The 17,516-nt window shown below is 38.9% G+C and carries 12 protein-coding genes, 1 rRNA gene and 1 pseudogene; 10 read left to right on the top strand and 4 right to left on the bottom strand.

Translation table 11 applies throughout. From position 1 onward, the window contains the following. Window positions 1-455 precede the first annotated feature (455 nt). The 10 genes and pseudogenes from C5470_RS18390 (at window position 456) to C5470_RS18340 (ending at window position 13,165) form a co-directional block, all read left to right on the top strand. Window positions 456-1,034, top strand: a complete 579-nt coding sequence (locus tag C5470_RS18390) for a fimbrial protein (protein WP_166291124.1) — start codon at window positions 456-458, stop codon at window positions 1,032-1,034. Next, window positions 1,021-1,803 carry a fimbrial biogenesis chaperone gene (locus C5470_RS18385; protein ID WP_479724699.1) on the top strand — a complete coding sequence of 261 codons (783 nt, stop codon included), beginning with the start codon at window positions 1,021-1,023 and terminating at the stop codon, window positions 1,801-1,803. Before C5470_RS18390 ends, C5470_RS18385 begins: the two co-directional genes overlap by 14 nt. 22 nt (window positions 1,804-1,825) lie before the next feature. After that, complete coding sequence (locus C5470_RS18380) at window positions 1,826-4,300, top strand: fimbria/pilus outer membrane usher protein (protein WP_166291120.1); 2,475 nt, start codon at window positions 1,826-1,828, stop codon at window positions 4,298-4,300. An 11-nt stretch (window positions 4,301-4,311) separates the two neighbouring features. Beyond that, window positions 4,312-5,391 (top strand): fimbrial protein, encoded by a 1,080-nt coding sequence (locus tag C5470_RS18375; RefSeq protein WP_166291118.1) that lies wholly within the window; start codon window positions 4,312-4,314, stop codon window positions 5,389-5,391. A gap of 1,265 nt (window positions 5,392-6,656) precedes the next feature. Continuing rightward, complete coding sequence (locus C5470_RS18370; RefSeq protein WP_166291116.1) at window positions 6,657-7,445, top strand: protein bax; 789 nt, start codon at window positions 6,657-6,659, stop codon at window positions 7,443-7,445. Between the two features lie 200 nt (window positions 7,446-7,645). Further along, window positions 7,646-8,141: pseudogene (locus C5470_RS22965) on the top strand (RNA-guided endonuclease TnpB family protein); the annotation flags it as partial. 141 nt (window positions 8,142-8,282) lie between these two features. Beyond that, window positions 8,283-9,704, top strand: coding sequence for an MBOAT family O-acyltransferase (locus tag C5470_RS18355; RefSeq protein ID WP_166291114.1), 1,422 nt, complete (start codon window positions 8,283-8,285; stop codon window positions 9,702-9,704). Further along, window positions 9,691-10,827, top strand: coding sequence for an SGNH/GDSL hydrolase family protein (locus C5470_RS18350; RefSeq protein ID WP_166291112.1), 1,137 nt, complete (start codon window positions 9,691-9,693; stop codon window positions 10,825-10,827). Before C5470_RS18355 ends, C5470_RS18350 begins: the two co-directional genes overlap by 14 nt. Beyond that, a complete protein-coding gene (locus C5470_RS18345; protein ID WP_166291110.1) occupies window positions 10,814-12,034 on the top strand; it encodes an SGNH/GDSL hydrolase family protein in 1,221 nt (406 codons plus the stop codon). Before C5470_RS18350 ends, C5470_RS18345 begins: the two co-directional genes overlap by 14 nt. A gap of 207 nt (window positions 12,035-12,241) precedes the next feature. Beyond that, window positions 12,242-13,165 (top strand): GNAT family N-acetyltransferase, encoded by a 924-nt coding sequence (locus C5470_RS18340; protein ID WP_166291109.1) that lies wholly within the window; start codon window positions 12,242-12,244, stop codon window positions 13,163-13,165. A 148-nt stretch (window positions 13,166-13,313) separates the two neighbouring features. Here the strand turns inward: C5470_RS18340 and gntU are convergent, their stop codons facing one another. The 4 genes from gntU to rrf form a co-directional block, all read right to left on the bottom strand. After that, window positions 13,314-14,651, bottom strand: coding sequence for a gluconate transporter (gntU, locus tag C5470_RS18335; protein ID WP_166291107.1), 1,338 nt, complete (start codon window positions 14,649-14,651; stop codon window positions 13,314-13,316). Then, window positions 14,651-15,190 carry a gluconokinase gene (gene gntK, locus C5470_RS18330; protein ID WP_166291105.1) on the bottom strand — a complete coding sequence of 180 codons (540 nt, stop codon included), beginning with the start codon at window positions 15,188-15,190 and terminating at the stop codon, window positions 14,651-14,653. Before gntK ends, gntU begins: the two co-directional genes overlap by 1 nt. Window positions 15,191-15,358: 168 nt before the next feature. Next, the gene (gene gntR / locus C5470_RS18325; RefSeq protein ID WP_166291104.1) at window positions 15,359-16,354 is read right to left on the bottom strand and encodes a gluconate operon transcriptional repressor GntR; all 996 of its coding nucleotides are present in this window, start codon (window positions 16,352-16,354) and stop codon (window positions 15,359-15,361) included. A gap of 1,042 nt (window positions 16,355-17,396) precedes the next feature. Next, window positions 17,397-17,512, bottom strand: a 5S ribosomal RNA gene (rrf, locus tag C5470_RS18320). Window positions 17,513-17,516: the final 4 nt, after the last annotated feature.

Genomic DNA, 17,516 nt, shown 5'->3' with positions numbered 1-17,516 from the left:
CAACAGAAATAAAATTCAAAAAAAACAAAAAATTAGATATTAAATCTTTTATTGCATCATAAATAGAGTATTTTCATTATTTTTATGATGAAACCAGAGATTTACTCTTAATTTAGCTTAAATCATGCAAACACCTTCTTAAATAAGTTCAACCTGTCTATAATGTATATTTCTAAGTTATAAATATGTACGAAAAATATCAGCTTCATCTAAATAGATAAAATAAGAACTTACGTTAGAAACAATTATATTTATTCAAACTAGCTTAAGCTGATGAATTATTTTCAACTATATAATATATTGATTTATAATTTAAACTCATAAAATCAGACTCATTCTACAGATAGATACAGGAATCACTTTTAAATTTTTTTAATGTATTAGGGGATTCAGGGCCCCTATCTTCACCCCCTGATAAGATCAATTAAAGATATCCCTACTCTTGGAGAGGAAAAATGAATAAACTAGCATTATCCACTGCCGCCGCTCTTATTTTTACAGGCTCTGCTGTTGCGGCTGATAATTCTGCCGGCGGTACATTACATTTCTCAGGTGCAGTTACTGACACCACTTGTACTATTAACGGTGGCGCCGCAGCTAATCTGACGATAGTATTGGAACCTATCTCAATCACCCAAGCCGGACAAAAGGAAGGCTTGATTGATTTTGGTAAGAAAGCGTTTTCACTGGAATTTTCTAACTGCCAATCTAAAGCAGTTGGTTTCGACCCAGCAACCTCCATGTTGAAAATCCACTTCTCATCAGCACACTCCATTGCCAACGATGGTAATTACCTGATGAACCAAGAGCTCAATGCAAATGGTAAACCTAAAAACGTAGGTATCGCTATTGTTAAATATACAGAAGAGAATACCCCGATCATGCTGAATAAAGCTTTGGATACGGGAATCAAGGGTTCTACCCCAGCACCTGAAGTTGTCGATTTCTATGCGAAATATTATAAAGTAGGCACTGCTGATGCGGAACCAGGTAAAGTAATAACAATGGTGACTTATCACGTTGCTTACCTATAATCATTTACTACAACAAATAAAGCCTATTTGCCCAAATAGGCTTATTTACTTTGACAAAAATAACGTTATGAAGAAATTATTTCTAGCTACATTATTCTCGTTGACAGCTTTATCTGCACATGCCAACATCGTTATTAATACAACACGGGTTATTTATCCAGCCGATAATAAAGAGGTATCTGTTCAATTATTAAATACAGGCGATCAACCCTCTTTGGTACAATCCTGGATAGATGATGGCGATCCTAATTCAACACCTGAAACAGCTAAAGTTCCCTTTCTGCTCATCCCCCCCGTAGTCAAAGTTGATGGCAATAACGGCCAGCAATTGAGAATAAAGTACACTAATAGCAACCTACCTACTGATCGTGAATCGCTGTTTTATTTAAATGTTCTGGATATTCCACCTGTTGCAGAAAACATTGACGATAAAAACGTCATGCAAATTGCTATTCGTACCCGGATCAAATTTTTCTACCGGCCCGAAAAGCTCTCTATTTCACCTAAGCAGATCGAACAGCATATTGCATTAAAACGCGATGGCGACCAACTAAAATTGGAGAACTCATCACCCTATATCTTGAATATCGTCGGTCTTAAATCTTCCAATGAGCAACCTAACTTATTAAACGAGGGAACAATTATAAAACCGTTCTCTTCTCATTCATTCAGTACCAATCAAAAAATAAAAGCGGGAGACAAATTAACTCTAGCTATTATTGATGATTTTGGTGCTATAAATAAATTAACTTTACCACTTCAACAGTGATATTATTGGCATAGCATAGAACATGATACGAGAAAAAGTTAGTCCGTTAACTCTGATAATAACTACTATCCTGTATACAGATTGCTTATGTTATGCTGCAACATTTAATACTGATTTTCTGGCCGGCGAATCTGCAAAAGCAGATTTATCCCGATTTTCCTCTGCTTCTGAATTACCCACCGGCCACTATAGTCTTGATATATACCTGAATAATGACTGGAAAGGGCGATTTGATATTAATATCCAGAACGATGGCAAAGACATCTACTTATTAAATGAAGATCTGCCAAGACTAGGGATAAAAATTGATACAAATCAATTAGTAGAATCAAACTCATCCAAAGGTGAAACTCTTCTTACTAAAGTAATACATGAAGGAACCGCTAATCTTGATGTTCCTAAACTCAGCCTGCATCTGGTCGTTCCTCAGGCTTATATTAAAAATGAACTGAAAGGCTATATCGATCCTGCCTTCTGGGACAGAGGAATTCCAGGCGCTATGCTTTCCTATAATGCCAACTATTACCATACTCAAAACAGGAATAAACAAAATAGTAACTATGAAAATGAGGATAACGCTTACGTGTCACTTAATAGCGGTTTGAACCTGTTTGGCTGGCAATTACGTGATCAATCCTCTTATTACTATACACGCTCAAGTGGCAATAAATGGAGTAATAATACCCGTTATCTGCAACGGGGCATTTCATCAATTAACGCAGAACTTCGCATTGGTGATAGCTATACATCAAGTGATCTATTCGATTCTTTCCGTTTCCGGGGTATCAACCTGAAAACAGATATGCGCATGTACCCCGATGCCTGGCAAGGGTTTTCCCCTATCGTCCGGGGAGTTGCACAAACTAATGCTCTGGTAAAAATCTCTCAGAATAATGTTGTTATTTATCAGGGTAACGTACCACCGGGCCCCTTTGCCATTGATACTATTTTACCAACAGGTTCAGGTGGAGATTTATTTGTCGAAGTCACAGAAGCGACAGGGAATACCAACAGCTTTACCGTTCCCTTTTCATCTATTCCTAATATGATGAAAGAAGGTCTTGGCAAATACGATATCAGTGCAGGTAAAACACAAATTGCCAATAGTCGTTATAAACCAAACTTTTTCCAAGCCAGCTATCAATATGGCTTTAATAATGTCCTGACGGGTTACACAGGCACCATCATCAGTAAAGATTATTACTCATTACTGTTAGGCAGTGGTTTCAACCTACCGATTGGCGCTATCTCACTTGATATTTCACGATCCAGTGCCAAGTTTGATAATAGCCCAACAATGAAAGGCCAGAGCTACAAAGTGTCTTATAGCCGCTATATTCCACAAACAGGAACGAATTTCTCTCTGGCAGCTTATCGCTATTCAACTAAAAACTACCTGAACCTGATCGATGCCATTAATCTACATGACTGGATAAGCAACGGATATAACCGACAATACTATTCTCACCAGAAAAACACCTTCAATATCAATTTAAACCAGAGTCTTGGCAACGGTGCGGGTTCACTTTTTCTTTCAGGAACATTCCGTGATTATTGGGGAACAAAGAACAAAAACAGAGAGTATCAAATGGGATATTCCAACAGTCTGGGTAAAATCAATTATACTCTGACAGCAAGCCGTGTCCGATACAATATCAATGAAACAGAAAATAAAGAGGAGCAGCGCTATTATCTGACACTGTCGGTTCCTTTTGAGCTGTTTGACTCCCCAGCCTACCTGACGAGTAATATCTCAATCAATGATAAGCATTACAACAACAGCGATTTGGGATTGAGTGGCAGCGCAGGCCAGAATAACCGCCTGAATTACCACTTTAACATTTCAGATCAGAAAAGTGGATCGACAACAACCAGTGCAAATCTGACCTATAAAACATCCGTTTCCACACTGAATAGTTCTTATAGCCAATCCAAGGATTATCGCCAGATGGGGCTGGGTACAACAGGTAGTTTAGTCGCTTATCGGGGTGGAATTCTGGCAGCTAATCAAGTTGGGGAAACCTTCGCAATCATTGACGCACCAGGCGCAGTTAACGCATCTGTGAATGGTGATAAAAGTATGGTAACAAATAACAGCGGTAAGTTGCTGATACCTTATCTTTCTCCTTACCGTAAAAACGCCATTATGCTAGATACCAGTGAAGTGCCGGAAGGGGCGGCTGAACTTATCGGTAACATCAGAGACGTTGCTCCCTATTCCGGTGCCATTACCCATCTCGGATTTAAAACAGACCAGCGAAAAATTTTTATTTTCTACGCCACTCAGGCCAATGGTAAACCTCTACCTTTTGGTACTGAAATTGTCAATTCAAAAGGTAGCAGCCTAGGATATGTCGGTCAGGGTAGTCTGGTTTTCCTGCGAGTAGAGAAATTACCACAGCAAATTTATATCCGTATCAGTCAGTCAGGCGAAAAGAGCTGCATAATAAACAATCCACAGCCTGAAATGGACTCAACCGCCAATATTTGCCGTTAAGGGAGAAAATAATGAAACTTAAGCTATTGTATCTGGCGGCTTTAATCAATCTGGGCAGCAACAGTATCGCTTATGCGGACTGTAAACCCAATTATGCAATAACCGCACCAGCAATCACAATTAATATGACAGATAATCTCTATCTGAACAGTAATGAAACTTGGCTACTGAGCACCCGGTATTCCGGCTATTTTACATGTACCAAAAACGCATTATGGAAACAAAACTCTGTTGCTAATGGCTCTCCTTTTACCAGAAACAAAGTTGTTTTGGGATTCAATGGTGGTAAAGATTATGTAGAAGTGGCTATCACAGATCTTTCTCCCAGCGGCACTATTAGTCTGGGGAACAGCAATACAACATATCCAGCCAGCAAATTACAGGCACAATTTACGCTTAATGTTAAGCTACTGAATGGCAGACCCGGCGGTAATAATATTCACGTCTTTTCCGGCAATAATGCAACATTAAAAACAGCTGTTATTACGATGGACACCACTAATCTAGGGATCCTTGACGCCATTGTTCGTTTTGCTACAGATTTCCTGACCTTTATTCTCACCTGGGTGTGGCCAACCCATTCTGAGGATATCTATTACCAACCAATCACCATGATTTTTGATCGCAAAGAGACAACTTGTAACTTCTCAAATGCGGGATTAACAGTGAATCTGCCAAAAGTTAACCGCGCTACACTGCTTAACGGAACAAATAGAGGAGAAACCCCTTTTACACTCAACTTTGCATGCGATTATCTCAAAAACGGTAAAACTTCACGTTCAGTTAAAGCCTACCTAAGCAGTAATAATTTACTACCAAACGACAACCGAACGTTAATTGATAGCAAAGCAGGTGCCGCTAAAGGCGTTGGTATCCGAGTCTCTCAACAAGGTAATTCAACACCCATAATTTTCAGCGCTTCGCAGTCCTCCTCTCGCGGAGCAACAGAGCTATTCAGCAAAAATGCCGGCAACGTTATCGATAAACACTTTACAATCGATTTTAATGCTTACTACTACGTTTATGATCCCCAAAACATCATAGCAGGGGAATTGAAAGCAACTTCTGTTCTGAACTTTGAATACAATTAACCAGGAGGCAAGGGAAATATCTTCTACTTCTCTCAGCCTAACCAAAAATTTATGTTTCAATAAGTAACAATGTGTAACAAAGTGTTTCTGCAAAAAAATCCATTTACATTTACAAATTACTCGCAATTCATGTAAGGCAATGATAATTCTAATATTAAATAATCACGTGTACTCGCTTAATTTCCTAATAAAATGATACAATTATATTAAAAGCAGGAAAAAATATTATCACTTATCAATAACGTAAAAAACAATAACACAAAAAATATATTTTTTTATTTTATTTAAAATATAAATAAAACTATAACGTTTAAATATATAAAACAGATAACAATCAGACACACAACAATACAAACAACAATAAAAAACACAAAATAAATATTCAACCCAATGTGTTGATAAATAAAATAAAAAATTAAAAATCAATAACATATAAACAAAACGCAAAGAGATAAAGAACCAATTATTAGACAAAAATATATTTATGTCCAATGAAAAATATAACAAACATAACTTATCCAATCAAAAGTAAAATATGAATTACATTCAAAAAAACACTATTGACATAAAAATAAAGAAGTCAACATTTATATTCCAAACAAACAGATCATTAAAAAACGCTTATTCTTATCTATAGCTGTATTATTGTATTATTATAACATCTATCCAAAATAGACAATTGTAACACATTGTTACTTATTTTAACTTAACATTTAGAACCATATCGAATATCCTGCACCACACCAATGATAATGAGTATATTATAAAATCAACTCAAGTCTGACAGATACAGCTCAATTTTAACTCACAGAGGAAAAGCCATATCGGTAACAGGTTACCTTTTTATGAAAATGATACTTATTCTTATAGCAGCAATATTAATATCAATTAGTTTATTACTCGCTGCGGTGTTTTTACGATTGGCAGTACTATAAATAAATGGGGTCGAACTGAGCTCAATAATTTTGGATACTCTACCAGCTGGTTTACAGATCATTTTTCTTTTAGAAAAAACCTCTCAGGCATGAAATGAACAAAACAATCATTATTGTACCTGATGAATAGCCCAGTCCAAGAAAGCAACGTTTTATACAAAAAAGACAGATAACCATCTATAAATTAATAAAAAATCACAGAATAAATTAGCAAAATAACAACTTTCATTACAGAAAATATATTTATGAATTACTAATAACTCTGGCTATGCTGGATTTATTTTGCTAGCATTTAGCCTGTTTTTTATTCAGAGCAAACGAGGAAAAGCAATGCCCTCTCAAACGACGAGGACAACTGCCATCTTCGCTTTCTTTATTTCACTATTGTTTTCCGCTTTTAGTCACGCATCAACCAGCACCGCTAAAAGCATGGAGTATTCTCACAATGGCACACAAAGCAATTTGCCGGATTTGCGAAAATACCCTTCGGGCATCCCACGTAAGAAAGCGTTTTTAAATGTTGTTGTCCCTGTAATTGATAAACACAATCAACGAATTATGCAGGAACGGAAATGGCTACTGGAACACCAGAAAGCCAAACATTGGTCCAATCAGGATATCAGGTTCCTGCAACGTATTTGCAAAAACTATAATGTGAGCTGTAGCAGCTCGCCTAAAAAAGTTAACTGGAACAAGCTACTGAGCCGTGTTGACATCATCCCAACCCATTTTGTCGCGACTCAGGCTGCAACAGAATCTGGCTGGGGAACGTCTAAACTTGCACAACAAAATAACAACTTGTTTGGTATGCGTTGTGGTAACAGCTGTAAGAAGACCCAAGGTAAGATAAAAGGTTATTCGTCCTACCCGACTATCAATGATTCTGTCGAAGCCTATATGAGAAATATGAATACCCACAACGCTTATGAATCATTACGTGTTTCACGCGCTAAACAGAGAAACAGCCAGGAATCGCTGAATACTAGCAAACTGATTGATAATCTTGAAGGATACTCACAATTAGGTTCTACTTACAACAGCTACCTGCATAAAGTGTTTAACAGCAATAAAGGACTTATTACCCAAGCACAAGAGTTCGCTAAAAACGACCATCACTAAGGTGCTAAATAAGTATGAACCCGCATATATAGCCCTAACAGCCAATATCATCCGCCTCATAACAACGGTATGAAGCGGATGATTTTTTACGTTCACCGGAGTGTCTTTCTCATTGTATAGAATATTTAGCAAAAACCACCGTAAACCCTTGTCCAATGCTGACGGTGATATAAGGCGAAAAGTCCGGAGGACTTTAAGAGCACAATCTGGCTTCGCCTAACATTGGACATCAGAAGAACCTGCGGTGCGCTTTCTCGCAATCAAAAAGGCAGAGGGGTAAGCGGGGGAAAGCGCAGCTGAGGGTGGCGAAATGCCACGAACATTATGCGAATGCCCGACATGATTTTCGGCATAAACTCTCAAGACAACTCGTTGACGAAAACCAAGCAGTGATAGTCGAGACGTTGAAATCATCAAATATGTTAAAAAACCGTAGATTAGCAAAACATATCGTAGATGTCTCATGACAGAGTTTTGTCTTGAAGTTAGAATACAAAGCGGAGTGGAAAGACGTGCATATCATCAGGCTTGATCAATGGTATGCCAGTTCGAAAACGTGTCATTGCTGCGGTGACAAGATGCCAGAAATGCCCTTAAAAGAGCATTTCTGGCAATGTGTGGTATTGAACACGACCGAGATATCAACAGGGCATAGACGAATTAAAAGCGGCGGGACTCGTCGTTTCTGCCCACTGAGGCTTGTGTCAGATTCGTCAAGCACGAGCAACAGCCTGTGAAGTGGGAAGCCTTGCCCGACAGGGCGGGGAGCAGTCACATATTATAATATTGTTCATTGTTACCCTTGTATTGCGACAAAATGATTAGCCAGAGTTTAATATGAATTTCTTTTCTTTTGAGTTTCTAGGGTCCTTTGTTGCCCTCTTTTTCTTGTATTGGATGCTACAAAAAAGTGCAAAAGCACAAAACTACTTGTTAATAATCGCAAGTTATCTGTTTGTCTTCTCTTTTAATCCACTTTTCGCCGGTATCTTATTTGGCTATACGCTATTTATCTATCTTTTGACAAACATAGCTGACAAATTTCTACCCAACCGCATCACATTTACCATTCTGATGATAGGTATTCTGGGATGTTTCACTGCATTCAAATATTACTCTTTCTTTCAGGAAAGCCTGCAACAAGCGTTTGCCCAATTTGGTTTATTCATAGATTTACCCATACTGACATTACTCCTGCCTTTAGGTTTATCTTTCTATGCATTTCATTCCGTCAGCTATGTCATTTCTGTTAAAAGAAAAGAAATCCCCCAGGCATCATTCCCTGATGTCATTTTATACCTCTGCTTTTTTCCCAGTATTGTTGCCGGACCAATAAACCGGGCTAAAGATTTCTTACCCCAAATCCAAATTTCATCAAGAGTGATCATTGAACCATCAAGAGCAATATTGCTGATTGCATTGGCAATAACCAAACTATTCCTGTTCAGCTCTTATCTATCCGAAAATTATGTAAACCCAGTTTTTGATGATCCTACCAGCTACAATGCAGGGCAAATCCTGGTTGGTATTTACGCCTATGCCTGGCATATCTATTTTAATTTTTCTGGCTATACCAATCTTGTTACCGGATTAGCGCTACTCCTCGGATTCAAGGTACCTGAAAACTTTAATGCCCCTTATCTGGCAGAAAACTTACAAGCCTTCTGGCGCCGTTGGCATATCAGTTTATCTAAATTTATCCGTGATTATGTCTATATTTCTTTTGGCGGTAATAAGAAGGGATTTGTACGTAAAAATCTTAATTTGTTTGCCGCTATGGTCATCTCCGGTTTATGGCATGGCGCCGGAATTAACTTCATTATCTGGGGAGCTATTCATGGGTTAGGATTAATCATCCTCAATATCAAACACCAGTTATTTTCTTTAAAAAACAAAAAAAACGGAAATACTCCCCAAAATCCAGTAACCTCATTTTTATCCAGAGTGATCACCTTCCACTTTGTCTGTCTGGCATGGGTTTTCTTCCGTTGCCCTACTCTGGATGATGCCCTGATATTATTAAATCAATTGATATTACCAGATTTATTTCACTCGATAATAGCCAGCGGTTGGCTGTTGCTGATGTTCTGGGGACTCTTTATTATTTATCCGTGGCTGATTAATCTAAAAATAGCCGTTGGGAAAATTCATTCTCAGATTTCATGGATATACTACCCAATACCATTAGCGATTATTCTGACTTTAGTATTTATGCTTTCACCACAAGGAATGCCAGGATTCATCTATGCTAATTTCTGAATTCAAATCCAATTTGAAAACTGCCGGGCAAGTCATTTTTATCGTGGTATTAACCAGTCTACTGTTAATCTGGCTAAATCACCGTTCACTGGATAGATTCTGGCAACAGAAATACCACCAGCAAAGCCTGTGGGCAGCCTTACAAGGTAATCCACTCTGGGATTTAGGTGATAATCTGGAACAAGGCCTATTTGCTGCGGGAGAAACATTCATCTTACATACCACCAGCAATAACAGTGACAATCATCAGCAAACTCCCCTGGAAACGAATATCACACTTCCCGCGGGTTTTCAGATCGGGCTGAGGCTCCTGGGTGGTTATACCTCTCCTATTGCAACTCTTCCGGCAACTTTCCCTGAATTATTACAAAAATCCCCTCACGCTAATTCTGTCGACTCATCAATACTCCACAATTCAGGCAATAATATTCATTCCAGTATAGTTATTGCCAAAACCAATGTGATGCTGACAGCCAAGGATAAAGTACTTTTTGCCGGAGACTCAATGATGCAAGGCATTGCCCCTCATCTGAAACGCCGGCTCTATCAGAATTACGGTATTTCAAGTATTAATCTCAGCAAACAAAGTACCGGGCTTGCTTACCCCAGTTTTTTTAACTGGCCGGAAACTATCAATAAGGCACTGGAAGCTAATCACGATATCAAGCTGGTTGTTATTTTCCTGGGCCCAAATGACCCCTGGGATATGCCACCAAGACATGGAAGCACCTACCTGAAATTCGCGAGTCCTGATTGGGAAAACCTCTATCGCCAACGTATCGATATGATCCTTACCGAAACACATAACCACGGTGCTAATGTTATCTGGATTGGCCCTCCCAATATGCGACAGAAAAAACTCTCTGCTAATATGGAATATCTAAGATCATTGTATCAATCAGAAGTGGCGAAAGCCGGGGAAATCTACGTTTCTGTTAATGACATTTTTAAATACCATACGGATGATTATTCTGATTATATTGGCGATAATAGTAACAAAATTAAACTCAGAAGCGGTGATGGTATACATTTTAGTTTGAAAGGCCAGCAAACTATCTCGGACAATATATTCTCATTAATTGAATTTATTCAGGAACCAGCCAAACAAAATGGAAAGATTTAAACAATGCCGCCGGCGATATCACTCCACCGGCCTTGGTCTGGTCATCATACTCTCTTTAAGTTTGATATCATGCCATAAGCAAAGACCAGAGCCGTTGCCAACGCAACAGCCTGTAAACGCAAACCAGCAGTTAACAGACTTTGGTGAAGACAATCTCACCTTACTGGCAGATAAACTTCACAACAGCCGCCATAATCAACTGCATTTTGTTCAGATAGGTGACTCCCACACTGCCGCAGACTTTTTTACCGGCAAACTCCGGTCTCTATTACAACAACGTTTTGGTGATGCCGGTATTGGCTTTATCAGCCCAATAAATGTGCCCGGCCAACGTAACGCGATAATCAGCATGACGAGCAATAAACGACAATGGGAACTAACGACCAGTCGCAAAGATAATCAGCCTGATTTTCCTCTCGGTGGTGCAATTGCAGAACCCGATAGCCAAACAAGTCAATTAACTTTAGAGCTATTTTCACCATCTCGTGATCGCTATCAACTTAAGACGTTATACCAAGCAACGGGGGATTCTCAAATTCTGGTTCAGTCTGCAACCAAGAGAATACTTAAATTACCGATAACTCACGGCCAATGGCAATTTTCCACTGAAGAATCGGTCACATTCCCGGTTAATATTATGGCAATACAAAATAATCAGTTAAAATTGGGTGGCTGGTTTATCAAACGTAAACAGCCAGGTGTTATGTTGTCCGCTTTAGGTATTAATGGTGCAACTATTAGCATGATGGATAAGTGGCAGCCACAATGGATTAATACATTAGCGCAAATGCACCCCGATATGGTGATCTTTGCTTATGGCACCAATGAAGCATTTAATGATTCGCTAGACTTATCAAGTTATCACCAGCAACTGGAAGCCAAGGTAAAACAGATTCGTCATCAGTTACCACAAGCAGTTATCCTTATTATCGGGCCAGGGGATTCCTTGAAAAACAGTCAAGCAGCAAATTGTACAACACAACAACCAGCAATGTTGAATGACGTCATCCGTATTCAGCAGGAAGTCGCTCAGGAGCAGCACACACTATTTTGGAATTGGCGTGAATATATGGGGGGAGAATGTTCAATTAGAAGCTGGGCGCAACAAGATCTTGCACGCCCAGATTATGTTCACCTTTCAGCCATAGGCTATGAACGCAGTGCTGAAGCTTTATATCAGCAATTAATAAATGTTCTCGATCAATAAGCAACGATGAAGCTCCATTGGGAATCGTACTAAATACCAATATTGCATTTAGTGCAACAAAACCTTAGAGTTATGAATTACAATATAAACAAGTTCACAAGGTATCAATTTAATTAAAAACCAATCATCTTTTTCACTACATTTAATGCAATGAAAAATAAGTTTATACCATCTGTAACACATAGCGTTAAAAAGAGTATTTAAAATATGACTTTTTCAAGAAAGTATCCTAGAGGCTCTATAAGAAGATTCATTTCCGGCTGGAAAAAATGTAGTTTTGAACGTTACCAACAAGCCTACTCTCTTTATGGAGGTGGCATATCTACTCATCCCAATATTGTAAATTTTTTAAACAAAAAATCTGGGAATAGTTTTATCTTTTACGTTAAAGAAAATCCAGAAACAGAAAATGTTATCGAAGGTGCATACTTTACATGCAAAGATCATCATCTGGCAGCAAGTCATCAAAAAAACTACCACTTCTTCACTTATGATGAAATTATCTTTCCTATCGCCAAACATCTAAAAACCATAATCCCAGGGAAATCTAAAACCATATCGCTCCTGCATAAAGAAAATTTTATCAACGTTTGTTATGGGCGGTTAAACAAACGAACAGTTTGTCTTGCTAAAGAGAATTTTTCTTATAAAACAAAAAGAAATCGAAGTAATGAAATTAACAAATTTAAGCGTTCTGGCGGGGAAATACATCAAATTAACGATTTTACCTGTCAAGAGTTCGTCGATATTTACACTACACTGTACGAAAAACGCTGGACATATAAAACGCACGATCAAGAAGAGAAAGAAAAATTAATTGAATTATATACCGAACTCAAACAACATCTGTATGGGAATGTATTAACTATCAATGGTGCCCCGGTAGCCTATGATCTAGTCATAAAAGCAGACAGTCCGCAGTGGATTTCATTTGACGCAGTAGACGGCGGACTCGATCCTGAATATTCCAATCTCAGTGTTGGCAGTATTTTAATGTGGTTAAATATTCAAAATGCTTCAGACCTCTGCCAGCAACATCAAAAAACTATGCGATATTCTATTGGCAGACCTTCTCTTCCCTATAAAGATCGCTGGTGCAGTCGTCATCCATTAGTAAAGAGCTTATTCTAGTTTCATCAATATCTTTACATAACTAACTTATATGGCTTATATAGCCGTTTTCATAGAAAACGGCATTAATTGAACACCCAAAAAAGCACGTTAAATCTCAGCTCCTAAGATCTTCACCTTTCCCATCTTGTAACAACCCATTAAAAAATCACATCACGGCAAAGAAAACCATCCCAACCGCCGCTCCCGTTATTCCAAGAATAGTTTCCATAATTGACCAGGTTTTTAGTGTTTGAGATTCTGTCGCGCCAGTAAATTTACCAAACAACCAGAAACCGGAATCATTAACATGGCTCAATACCAGAGATCCCCCCGCAATACAGATTGAAAGAGCTGCAAGTTGAGCTCCCGAATATCCCAATACATCAACAACCGGCAGGATAAGACCAACGGTTGTCAGGCAGGCAACGGTCGCAGACCCTTGAATAACACGCACTGTACCAGCAAGGATAAAACACGCTAATGCAATTGGCAGGCCCGCGCCAATTAATGCATTCCCCAACGCAGGACCAACCCCGGAATCCACCAACACTTGTTTGAATACACCACCGGCCCCGGTAACCAACAAAATAATTCCCGCCGGTTGAATAGCAGAAGAACAAATATCCATCACTTTTTCTTTACTCATCCCACGACGAATTGCCAAACCATAAATGGCAATCAGACAAGCAACCAAAATCGCAGAGAATGGATGACCGATGAATTCAAGCCACAAATACAATTCAGAATCTTGTTCAACAAAATTCTCACCAACAGCTTTTAAACCAACCAAAACCAAAGGGAGCAAAACCAACGACAAGCTCAAACCAAAAGATGGCATTCTACCTTGACCAAGACTTGGTTCACTTATATCAACGGGTAAATCCAAGGTAACATATTGGCTGACAAAACTAGCAAAGATTGGACCAGCCAATAACATCCCTGGGATCGCCGCACTGATGCCAATCAAGATCATCCAGCCAAAATCAGCATTCATCTGTGAAGCCAACAACATCGGAACTGGGCCGGGTAACAGAAACGCTGCGGCTGCCGCAACACCAGCAAACAAAGGAATAACCAGTTTCACTACGTTACCGCCAGTACGACGCGCTACTGCAAACGCCACACCAATCAATAAAACAATCGCTACATCAAAAAACAGTGGCAAAGCACAAACCAGACCAGCGATTCCCAATGAATAATGCGCACGATTTTCACCAAAACTATTCAGTAACTTACTTGCAATCTGATCCAGTGCACCGGTTTCATGTAGAACCTTACCAAACATCGCTCCCAGTGCGACAACAATCGCCAGAAAGCCTAATGTTCCACCCATTCCTTCCTGCATTGTTTCGGTAATTTTATCCAATGGCATACCAGAAAAAACACCCGCCCCCATAGAAACCAGTATTAACGCAACAAAAGCGTGTATTCTGGCTTTCATCACCAGAAATAGCAGTAAAAGAACAGAGCCAACGGCTGTCAATACTAAGGTTAAAGTACTCATTATTTTCCCCCTGAAATGACACTATTAATTATTCTTATTGAGTGATTAATCACTTTATCAAGAGACGATCTAATATCGATCAGATAAACATCCTTTTCATCACTACCCGGTTCTTCTAATGTCTCAAATTGAGATACCAACATCTGAGATTTAAAGAAATGATCTTTACGTGCTTTCAACCGATTTTCAATTAAATCAAAGTCACCTTTCATATAAAGAAATGACAGATTCTTATTATTATCACGCAGCATATCCCGGTAATGCTTTTTTAAAGCAGAACAAACAATCAGGGAAACTGGATTTGTGCGTTGCATAGCAAAAACCGCATCATTTAGTGATTCCAACCAAGGCTTACGATCTTCATCATTCAGTGCATGACCTTTAGCCATCTTATTAATGTTAGATCTTGGGTGTAGAAAATCACCATCCAAAAAAGCGGAGCCCAGTTTATAAGCCACAGCATTGGCAACAGCAGATTTACCACTGCCGGATACCCCCATAAGCACAAAAACATGATTCGAATGCTGGGTATCTCCCATATAAACTCCTTAGCGCAGATATTTCACCCACAAAATGTTACCGGTAACTGTTATCGGTAACATTATCAGAAGTAGAGGTAAATTTCGCAACAACACGGAATATTCAAGAAATGGAAATGTGATATTTGTTACAAATAAATTCAAAAAAACGTAAATCCAGTTGACTGATTAAATACTTTCTCCTGGTGATAACTGAAAACCGATATCGATCATTTTCTGTGGTACATGTTCACCTTTCAGTCGTGCCATCAATAATCCAGCTGCCTTCCGTCCCATTAAGTCACGAGGTGTCAACACACTGGCAAGTTTTGGTGTCATCACCTGACCAACATCGTGACCATGAAAGCCAGCTACTGCAATATCATGCGGTACAGCTATCCCCTGACGCTGGCACTCAAAAATTGCGCCGATAGCAAGGTCATCATTGGTACAAAACAGACCATCTACATCTGGATACTTTGTTCGCGCTTCATTCAGTAACTGCCCCCCTAAGGTGTAAGAAGAGCTGTCAGGTGTCATGACCTTACCTGGCTTTAAACCTACGCTTTTCATTGCAGCTTCATAACCTTCCAGACGAATAATTGTCCTTTCATCCTGCCTTGCACCAAGATAAATCACCCGCTGACAACCACGTTCAATCATTGCCATTGTCATCTGTCGAGCTGCTTCAAAGTTATCAATACCGACTGCCGTGTCGAAACAAGGAGAAATACAGTCCATCAGCTCAACGACCGGGATCCCGGCCGTTTCCAACATCTTCAAAGTCCGTGGGGTGTGAGTACGTTCAGAAAGAATTAAGCCATCAATATTGTAGGAAAGCAGGGAAATTAAACGTTCCTCTTCCTTCTCTGAATGGTAACCATAGTGAGCCAGCATGGTTTGATAACCATTACGATCTGTCACATATTCGATACCACGGATAACTTCCGCAAAAACCTGGTTAGTCAAAGAAGGCAACAAAACACCGATAGCATGACTAGTAGAATTAGAAAGAATATCCGGCACTCGGTTCGGGATATAACCTAATTCATCCAAAGCATCAGCTATTTTCTTTCGCAATTGCTCAGAAACTTGATCAGGGTTACGCAAGAAACGACTTACTGTCATTTTTGTAACACCAACACGATCAGCCACATCTTGTAAAATAGGACGTTTTTTCTTCATATTTCAATGCAATACAAAATTAGTAAAGTTTAGGATAACAAACATAGTGCAATGACACATTTATACACTATCAGGACACGCTTTTTTTGAATTTAGCCTGGTAGTGGAACAGTGATCCCGATTTATTATCTATTCAGATTCTGTAGGATAACTTTCAGTCAATATATATTGTGAAATACAACAATAACATTTATCTACAATTCCAGCAAAAATGTAAAATTCAACCGACAATGTTTTCTACAGTATTTGTCAGTTAACCTCAGATAAGATTAAAACACTAAGCTGCTGATTAACCTGTCGCTACTCACATTATTTCCCAGAAAAGCATCAATACAGGTACTGATACCAGAGCAGTCAAAACATAAAATGCAAGAAAAATGATACAGTCATTTACCCACATTAAAAACAGCATTTAGCCCCAAATATCAGTCAGTACTAATGTAACTGTATTTTTAAATACTATTCTAGCTAATCATACTGATGATAGTATCTTACATAACCATAATAATGACAAAGCTGATTATTCCAGTTTTCGTTGTGACATAAATGGAAAAAATAAGTAATTAATTATCGCCTAGGGATGATTACAGTTATATTCATAACGATATAAAGATTTAACATCAGTAGATTATAGAAACATAATGCAGACATGATTCCTACTACATGAGTAAGCCTAACAGCTAACAAAAAGAGGCTCAGATCAAGAGTTATCACTGTGATCATGAAGAGGTGGAAATTTCTGGTTACTCTAAAACAGATATTCAGGCTCATTATTGCCTGATAAAGTAGATTTATGAATATATGAGAAGATTTCCATCATAGCGCGCTGCACTTAGAATATCGTGACTCATTCTCTTACCAGCTTAAAAAAGTTATTTTTTATGTCTACTATCACTAATAGAATTATTTACAGATTGATGAACCAACTGTCTTTTTCTTAACAAAAATAGATATCGGACGAAGCCGGTAAAGCAATCAATAAATCATCCCCCTGAAACGCAAAAACCCCCAGCAGGCGCTGAGGGTTTCTACTTCAATTAAAGCCTGGCAGTTCCCTACTCTCACATGGGGAGACCCCACACTACCATCGGCGCTACGGCGTTTCACTGCTGAGTTCGGCATGGGGTCAGGTGGGACCACCGCGCTATCGCCGCCAGGCAAA

It is taken from the genome of Photorhabdus stackebrandtii (genome assembly GCF_011189495.1).
Lineage (GTDB): Bacteria > Pseudomonadota > Gammaproteobacteria > Enterobacterales > Enterobacteriaceae > Photorhabdus > Photorhabdus khanii.
This window is presented reverse-complemented; position numbering and strand designations above follow the sequence as displayed.